The 7,846-nt window shown below is 45.0% G+C and carries 10 protein-coding genes; 4 read left to right on the top strand and 6 right to left on the bottom strand.

The features are described from left to right. The first annotated feature begins 174 nt into the window (after nt 1-174). On the top strand, nt 175-489 hold the full coding sequence (locus QUA45_RS26895) for a TRADD-N-associated membrane domain-containing protein (protein ID WP_333082373.1): 315 nt from the start codon (nt 175-177) through the stop codon (nt 487-489). Nucleotides 490-621: 132 nt separating this feature from the next. On the opposite strand, the gene rbsK is transcribed toward QUA45_RS26895, so the two are convergent. After that, nucleotides 622-1,542, bottom strand: a complete 921-nt coding sequence (gene rbsK, locus QUA45_RS26890; protein ID WP_333222865.1) for a ribokinase — start codon at nt 1,540-1,542, stop codon at nt 622-624. 243 nt (nt 1,543-1,785) lie between these two features. Between rbsK and nblR the strand changes: the two genes are divergently transcribed. From nblR to QUA45_RS26875, 3 genes are all read left to right on the top strand, one after another. Beyond that, entirely contained in the window at nt 1,786-2,481 is a 696-nt protein-coding gene (gene nblR, locus QUA45_RS26885) for a response regulator transcription factor NblR (protein ID WP_333082375.1), read from the top strand. A 147-nt stretch (nt 2,482-2,628) separates the two neighbouring features. Further along, nucleotides 2,629-3,159 (top strand): DUF192 domain-containing protein, encoded by a 531-nt coding sequence (locus QUA45_RS26880; RefSeq protein ID WP_333222863.1) that lies wholly within the window; start codon nt 2,629-2,631, stop codon nt 3,157-3,159. An 815-nt stretch (nt 3,160-3,974) separates the two neighbouring features. Then, nucleotides 3,975-4,190 (top strand): DUF2949 domain-containing protein, encoded by a 216-nt coding sequence (locus QUA45_RS26875; RefSeq protein ID WP_333078854.1) that lies wholly within the window; start codon nt 3,975-3,977, stop codon nt 4,188-4,190. 55 nt (nt 4,191-4,245) lie between these two features. Here QUA45_RS26875 and QUA45_RS26870 read toward each other — a convergent pair whose 3' ends face one another. The 5 genes from QUA45_RS26870 to QUA45_RS26850 form a co-directional block, all read right to left on the bottom strand. Then, nucleotides 4,246-5,403, bottom strand: a complete 1,158-nt coding sequence (locus tag QUA45_RS26870) for an alanine--glyoxylate aminotransferase family protein (RefSeq protein WP_333222861.1) — start codon at nt 5,401-5,403, stop codon at nt 4,246-4,248. Between the two features lie 78 nt (nt 5,404-5,481). Next, complete coding sequence (locus tag QUA45_RS26865; protein ID WP_041623669.1) at nt 5,482-5,727, bottom strand: DUF5340 domain-containing protein; 246 nt, start codon at nt 5,725-5,727, stop codon at nt 5,482-5,484. A gap of 351 nt (nt 5,728-6,078) precedes the next feature. Next, nucleotides 6,079-6,978: an indole-3-glycerol phosphate synthase TrpC gene (gene trpC / locus QUA45_RS26860; RefSeq protein ID WP_333222867.1), complete on the bottom strand. Its 900-nt coding sequence runs from the start codon at nt 6,976-6,978 to the stop codon at nt 6,079-6,081. A 58-nt stretch (nt 6,979-7,036) separates the two neighbouring features. Next, a complete protein-coding gene (locus tag QUA45_RS26855; RefSeq protein ID WP_333095287.1) occupies nt 7,037-7,462 on the bottom strand; it encodes a transcriptional regulator in 426 nt (141 codons plus the stop codon). After that, nucleotides 7,425-7,724, bottom strand: a complete 300-nt coding sequence (locus QUA45_RS26850; RefSeq protein WP_333095288.1) for a type II toxin-antitoxin system HigB family toxin — start codon at nt 7,722-7,724, stop codon at nt 7,425-7,427. Before QUA45_RS26850 ends, QUA45_RS26855 begins: the two co-directional genes overlap by 38 nt. Nucleotides 7,725-7,846: the final 122 nt, after the last annotated feature.

The raw sequence follows: 7,846 nt of genomic DNA, 5'->3' as shown, positions 1-7,846 counted from the left end.
GGCTTAACCATAGACCCAGCTCAGGTTTGAGAGATTTTGTCCTATTATACTCTGCCTAGAGTGACAGAAGAGGATTACTCAAAATCTACAAAGTTCCTGCCTATCGTCTTCAGAATCGTCCCAAAGCTGTTTCAGTAGGTGGAAGATAGACAGTGTACAGTTTAAAGAAATGAAATGCTTCTTAATAAGTCCACTTCCAACCCACCATTCCGTTCTGATGATTACCCAGAAATGGAGCGAGATGTCATTCAAGAACGTTTGCGTCAAGCTAAATTTAGTTTTAACGTGACTATTGGGTTAAAAATAGTAAACGCCTTTATGAGTATTTTAGTCATCGTACTGTTGTTTTCTGGAAAAGTCACAGAAGGCTCAGTTGCCACCGCTGGCGGATTAACATTAAATATTGTCAGCGGTAGGTTACTCAAGTTTACAAAAGAAACGAACGACAGACTCGATCGCCTAGCCAAAGAATTCAAAGACGACGATTAAATAAAAATCGTTAAAGTAGGGTGCGCCTTCCGCACCTGACAAATTACCAATTCCACTAATACGCGGTTTACAAGTCAAAGTAGGGCGCGCATTCCGCACCCTACAAATTCAACTAACGCGCACCTGACAAATTCAAGTTAAATTCTGCAAAAATTTATCAAAGGTTGCCCGATCGGGCATAGCCACTTGAGCACCCGTTTTTGTTGCACACAGAGCGCCCGCTGCTGCGCCCCACCGCACCGCCTCTGACAAGGACAGACCGGCATCTAATGCAGCAGCCAACCCGCCGTTAAAAGCATCGCCAGCAGCCACAGTGTCGATCGCCTCCACAGCAAAAGCCGGTACAAAAAAGGTTTCATCCGCAGTAACAGCAACAGCCCCGCGATCGCCCAATTTGACAATAACATTCTTGACACCACGCTCCTGCAACTGTTTGGCAGCTACAATCGCTGTTTCGGTGTCATTCACCCGAAAACCGACTAACTGGCCCGCTTCCACTTCATTCGGCGTGATAATGTCAATTAGCGGATAAAGTTCCAGTGGCAAATCTGCCCTAGCCGGTGCTGGATCGAGAATAACTCGCACCCCCGCTTGACGAGCAGCTTTCGCAGCTTTTTGGACAACTTCCAGGGGAATTTCTAACTGTAACAGCACAGATGTAGCTGCTGTTAACAGTTTTTTGAGACGTTCTATATCTGCTTCACCGACATTGTTATTTGCGCCCGGAATCACAATAATATTATTTTGACCTGTCTCGTCTACCGCGATAATTGCCACTCCTGAATGAGTGTTTTGGTCTATTAATACATTGTCTGTATTTACCCCATAAGATTGTAAATTTGTCAATAAGTCTTCAGCAAATTTATCGTTGCCGACGCGACCGATGATGTGGGTGGAAGTGCCGAGACGGGCGGCAGCGACGGCTTGATTTGCTCCTTTGCCACCGCCGGCCGTGAAAAAATTGCTACCGATGATAGTTTCCCCTGGTTGCGGCAACCGGGGAGTTTTTGCTGCTAGGTCGATGTTGATACTGCCGAATACGATGATCGTCATAAATTATTCAATTTGGTAATTGGTAAGCTGTAGCGCATTTAATTGGTAAGCTACTTTTTACTTAAACTCTTGTGGGGCGGGCAGGATAGCCAGGGGCGATCGAGTTTCAATTTAAATGCCAAATAGCTTAATTGGTAATTGGTAATTCTCCCATTCTCCCACTTTCCCCCTCTCCCTCTCTCCCCCTCTCCCTCTCTTCCTTAAGACGTGCTAGAACAGTTATGGTCTCCACCGGTCAATTCAATGGCTGCAATTACTCTCGATCGCAATCCCTGTGTCCTGCTAGTTGAAACAGACGAAGTTCTCGCCGGACACTTGAGTCTCGACTTAAAATCCTCCGGCTATGAACCGGTAGTAGCTTCTAACACCGCCACCGGCCAAAATTTAGCCCGTGAATTGCAGCCAGCTTTGATTGTAATCGATCGCATACTTGGCCCTGAGTCGGGGCTGTCACTGTGTTCTTACCTCAGAAGTATTGGCAATCGGGTGCCGGTGCTGCTATTGGTCGGTCGTGATACAGTTGACGATCGCGTAGCTTGTCTGGAAGCTGGGGCGGATGATTATTTTCTTAAACCTTACCGCACTGAGGAGTTTTTGCAGTTGGTGCGCTTGTATTTGCAGCCGGATAACAGCAGCAACGAACAATTGAGGTTTGGCGATTTAGTTTTGGATTTGGCCTCTAGGCGGGCCCTACGCAACGGACGGGCGATCGACCTGACGATGAAGGAATTTGAGCTGCTAAAGTATTTGATGGAACATCCCCGCGAGGTTTTGACTCGGGAACAAATTCTGGAAAATGTTTGGGGTTACGACTTTTTGGGCGAGTCGAATGTGATTGAGGTTTACATCCGCTATCTGCGCCTCAAGATTGAAGATGAGGGCGAAAAGCGCTTGATTCAGACGGTGCGAGGTGTTGGCTATGTGATGCGCGAAGCTTGAAGCAGTCAGTTGACAGTTGACAGTTGTCACTTGTCATCACTCAACGCAGTCAACAGTCAACAGTCAACTGTCATCACTCAACGCAGTCAACAGTCAACAGTCAACTGTCAACAATTCTCAATCTAAAATCTAAAATCTAAAATCATTATGAATTATTTAACTAATTTGCTCGGTATTGGAGTAAGTATATTTTTGCTGGGATGTTCACCGACTTTACCGATCGCGAATGCTGGTGCTACTGGTATTTTGGCGAATCAGTCTCCGACGGCGACAACATCGGGTCAAGTGCTGCCTGTTTCTGCTAGAGCTCGGATAGCCGATCGCCCAATCGAACTCGAGGTGGCTAAAACAGTGGAACAGCAGGCTATGGGTTTAATGTACAGAACTTCTTTGCCGGATGACAGAGGAATGCTGTTTGAGTTTAAACCGGCGCGGCGGGTCAATTTTTGGATGAAAAATTGCAAGATTTCTCTGGATATGATTTTTCTGCGGGATGGGGTGGTTGAGGCGATCGAAGTTTCTGCACCTCCTTGTACTGAAGATCCTTGTCCTACCTACGGGCCCGATACTGTTGTCGATCGAGTGATTGAGCTCCGGGGTGGGCGTGCTGCTGAACTTGGTGTCAAAGTGGGCGATCGTATTGAAATTGAGTTTTTTAACGAAAACCTCCCTCAATAAACAATCCCCCGGTTTCCTTCTTGCTTCTTTTTAGCATCCGTTACATCCGTTCCCGAACTGCCTTGTGCCTTCGGAATACCGGCGAAAATTTAGAAACTTTACAAAAATTGATAAAATCTATTAGAATATTAATGTAAGATTCAGTACAAACACCAAAAGATTTGCTACGATGTCGATCTCAGCCAGTCAGGACTTGAGCTTGTTTCCGGAAGCTGTAGATTGTTGGTCGCAGGTATGAGACGAGTCAGCGACTCGTTACCAATCCTGAGAGACGATACTCAGCCTCAAGGTGTAGCAACACGAAAAGAAATTCTCTGGAAGTTCTGGCGCTCGAGGTAAATCTACTAAACCTATCTAAAGTAATATGCTACGAGCCAAGTTAATTGGCGGTAATTGGCAAACTTAACTTCTGGTAGCAGTTTCGGGTTTGATCGAAATATCTAACTAATTTTGCCGAAGTAGATTTGCGGATTCTGCATTTCGGCAGATGAAGTTAAACTCTGAACCTGGTTTAGTAGTTTTAGGTAGCAGAATAAATTCTGATTCGCGCTGCAAAGATGCCGAGGTATTCAGTTTAAGTTCGATCGCGATCGCAAGTCGATCGGGCCGACATCAGCAAAATTGCAAAACCTTTCACTTTTTGGGAAAGGTTAGCTTGTGCGCTTGCACTCAGCATTACGTTTGGCAGTTCAACCGCTAATAGCGTTTTAAAAGCTATCGACGGTAACAAGACAAATTTAAAACTGGCTTATTACTCATCCAAAACATCAGGTTCACATCAGAAAATGGTGTCCTATACTTAGAGGTGAAATCACATGGCACCCGCTAAATACACTCGATTAATTCGATTTTTACAAGAAGATTTGGCAATTTCCCCCGCGTCAATTGCTGTCGCCGAACGTGTTGGCGATAACAAACAGCGGCAGCGCGATAAAGACCCGAATTCCTTGCCGATGGTTCTGTGGCAATACGGTTTAGTCACTCTCGAACAGTTGGATAAAATCTTTGATTGGTTATCCGAAGCATATTAAAAGGATTTTAGATTTTAGAGAGTATCAAAAATCCAAAATCCTTTAACAACTGAGATTAGGATTCAGCCAAGAACTTGGCAGCAGCGGCAACGCCGGCACCAGGAGTGTAGCCTTCATGACCCAATTCTCGCAACACGACTTCTAAAGAGGAAATTGCTGCTAGAATATCGCGATCGCACACAAAGCCCAAATGACCGATTCGGAAGATTTTACCTTTCAAATGGTCTTGTCCGTCGGCGAGAGCAATGTCAAATCTCTTTCTCATCAAAGTCCGCACTTTTTGAGCATCTACGGATTCTGGCGGCATAACCGAAGTAATCGCAGGGCTGGCCGCATCATCAGCGGCAAACAACGGTAAACCTAAAGCTTTTACAGCAGCGCGAGTAGTTGTCATCAACCGTTTGTGCCGCGCGAAAACATTTTCCAACCCTTCTGTTTTCATCATCTGCAGCGATGCTTGCAGGGCAAAAAACATATTGACAGGGGGAGTAAAAGGAGTGGTATTTTTGGCAGCGTCTTTGCTATATTTGCCCAAATCCAAATAATAGCGGGGCAGTTTCGCAGTTTTGTAAGCTTCCCAAGCTTTGGGACTGACGGCCACAAAACCCAAACCTGGAGGAATCATGTAAGCTTTCTGAGAACCCGAAGCAATGACATCGATGCCCCAAGCGTCCATCGGAATATTGACAGCGCCTAAGCTAGTGACAGCATCGACCATAATTAAAGCTTCACCGTGGGCCTTAACGTGGCGGTTGATGGTTTCGAGGTCGTTGAGGACGCCCGTGGAGGTTTCCGAGTGGGTGATGATGACAGCTTTGATTTGCTTCTCTGTATCTGCTTCGAGTTTTTCGCGGAAGTTTTCGGGGTCTAAAGGTTGGCCCCACTCGGCTTTAATAATTTCGGCGTTTAAACCGTAAGCTTCGGCGACTTCGGCCCAACGTTCACCAAATTTGCCGTTGGTGCCGACTAAAACTCGATCGCCCGCACTCAAGAAATTAATTATCCCAGCTTCCATCGCGCCGGTACCGGAAACGGTTAAACTCAACACGTCACTTTTAGTTTGGTGCAGCCATTTCAAATTATCGGTACATTCTGCAAAAATCGCGTCAAATTCCTTGCTGCGGTGGCCCATCGGGTGTTTTGCCATCGCTAACAAGGCCGCTTCAGGTACCGGCGTCGGGCCGGGAATCATCAGCATTAATTTGTTGTCCATGATATTGTCCTAAGTTTTTCTGTGGGAGTTATATAGAATAAATCAAATACGATACGTCACGTCGCTACTCTAACTTTTTTAACTTTTAACTCCCTTGTGGTTAATTTCATTTAGAGACCAGCGGTGTTCTACCGCTAAGTTCGATCGCTCGCAGCTTTGTTCTAATTGCTTTTGAATGGCAAGGGCTTTACGCAGTGTAATAATAAGTTGGTGAACTTGTTGCTGCTGCGGCGATTGTGGACTGACAGCAAACATCGTTTTGCGCTCTAACAATTGAAGTAGCAATTCATAATGAATGTACGAAGGAAGGGGGATTGGCTCCATGAAAGCTAACATACCTCAGCGAACCGACACCCCATAGCAATTGCATGAGGCATCACAGGTGAACATTAGATGCCCGATTTTTTATTTGTTTTCTAACCGTACAACAACCCCTGCTTTGCCGATCGAATATTCGGGGCTGGGTGCGTTGGACACGCTAAATCTTGCGATCGACCCGCTTACAGAATAGATTTAATTGCTTTCTGGCAAAATATTTCTATGCAATATAGCTTTGAGTGCTATTTTTTTTTACAGTCAAGCGCTTGAGTCGATGCAGGCTAGAAATTCTCATTATTTACCTACTTAATCATTTTTTATCAGAATTAAGGGTGGTTTGTCAAGCGGTCTCGCCTTTCACAGGCTGGGAGGGCGATCGGCAAGGGAGGCTAAAGCCGCACCCGGATCGGGCTGCTTGACCAGAGATTCCCCAATGAGAACGGCTTCTGCTCCGGCGGTGGCAACTTTAGCTAGGTCGTCGGGAGTGTGGATTCCTGACTCGCTGACGATGAGGATGCCTTTTTCTTGGATTTCGGTTTGTCGATCGGCTAATAGTTGACCGGTGGTTTCTAGGCTGACGGAAAAGTCTGCTAGGTTGCGGTTGTTGATGCCGATCAGGTTGACGCCTTCTAGCGTTAATACTCGATCGAGTTCTTCGAGAGTGTGAACTTCTATTAAAGCTGTCATGCCCAAAGTCTTGACAATTTTTACAAAGTATTGTAAATCTTTGTCAGATAGAATGGCTGCGATTAACAATACAGCATCGGCGCCGTGAATCCGGGCGAGATAGATTTGGTAGGGATAGATAATAAACTCTTTGCAAAGTAAGGGTAAATCGACGGCGGCACGGATTTTAGCGAGGTTGTCGAAACTGCCTTGAAAGAACTTTTCATCGGTGAGTACGGAGATGCAGCTAGCGCCGTTTTGTTGGTAAGCTAGGGCGATCGCCACTGGGTCGAAATCTTCGCGAATTACGCCTTTACTGGGGGAAGCTTTTTTAACTTCGGCGATGATAGCAGGTGTGGTTTTGCCGTTTTTAAGGGCGGCAAGAAAGTCGCGGGTTGGCGGTGAAAACGGGAGTTTTTTGTGAAGATCGGATAACGGGGTGCGATCGCGCTTTTGGGCCACTTCAGCTTCTTTTTCCCAGACGATTTCTTCGAGGATGTGCTGGGGTTCGGCGTCGGGTACGGCGATTTGGTAGCTGAGGTAGAGTACGGAGACGGATGTGCTGGGGGGACGGCGGCGGATTTGAAGCATGATAGGGGGATAAAGGGCGATCGTAACAAGTTTCAACGTATTATATAATGGTTTACGATTAATCAAACAGAAACAAACCCGGATTTACATTAAAAAATTTTCCCAAAGCCTCAGCTTGTTTTTTGCTAATTTCTAGCTGACCGTTAACGATTTCAGTTACCGTCTCAACTGTGCCAATAATTTCTACTAAATCTGCTAGTTCTAAACTTCTAGCATCCATCAAATGAAGAAGTCTTGAGTGGGGAGTAGAGGCATTCAGTTGATAGTGAGTTTCTTCATAATCCTCAATTAGTTTGACTAAAAGTTCTAACAGAGTATCTTCTTCGGGAGTTAGATTGTTCCGAGATAGCAAGTTTTCAACTATTTCTAAAAAAGTCTCGTTTTCATCTTCATTTTTGATGATTCTAGGTTGATATTGAGACAGCAGGCTGCTGTACCTGTCGGAGTCAAAAGTAAGGGTCGTTTTTCCAGTTGTCTTTGTCATATTCTGCATGAGTCAAAATGTACTTGATATAAACAATCTGCTTTTGATAGTTAAGACTTACGATTAATCGATATTTATTTCCTTTGATATTGAAAATTGTAAAATTTCCAACTGCTTCAGCTTGAGGATAAATAGTTTGAACATCAATAAGTTTAGTCCAGTTGGCTTGACTAGCAATCTTGTACCAATCATCGAGGGCTTCGCAGGAATCAGCATGATTTTGGCAGTAGTCTCTTAATTTTTTGCGACTGATAACGTGCATTTAGCGATCGTTCAGATGTTTTGCAGATACCTAATTCTATCAAATTTAAGTAGGTGGACAGGAAAAAAATAAACTATGTAACGCTAAGTCTTGAGCTAGCTAGACTTAAACTTGAAACGCTT

Source organism: Microcoleus sp. Pol12A5, assembly GCF_036701435.1.
Classification (GTDB): domain Bacteria; phylum Cyanobacteriota; class Cyanobacteriia; order Cyanobacteriales; family Microcoleaceae; genus Microcoleus.
This window is presented reverse-complemented; position numbering and strand designations above follow the sequence as displayed.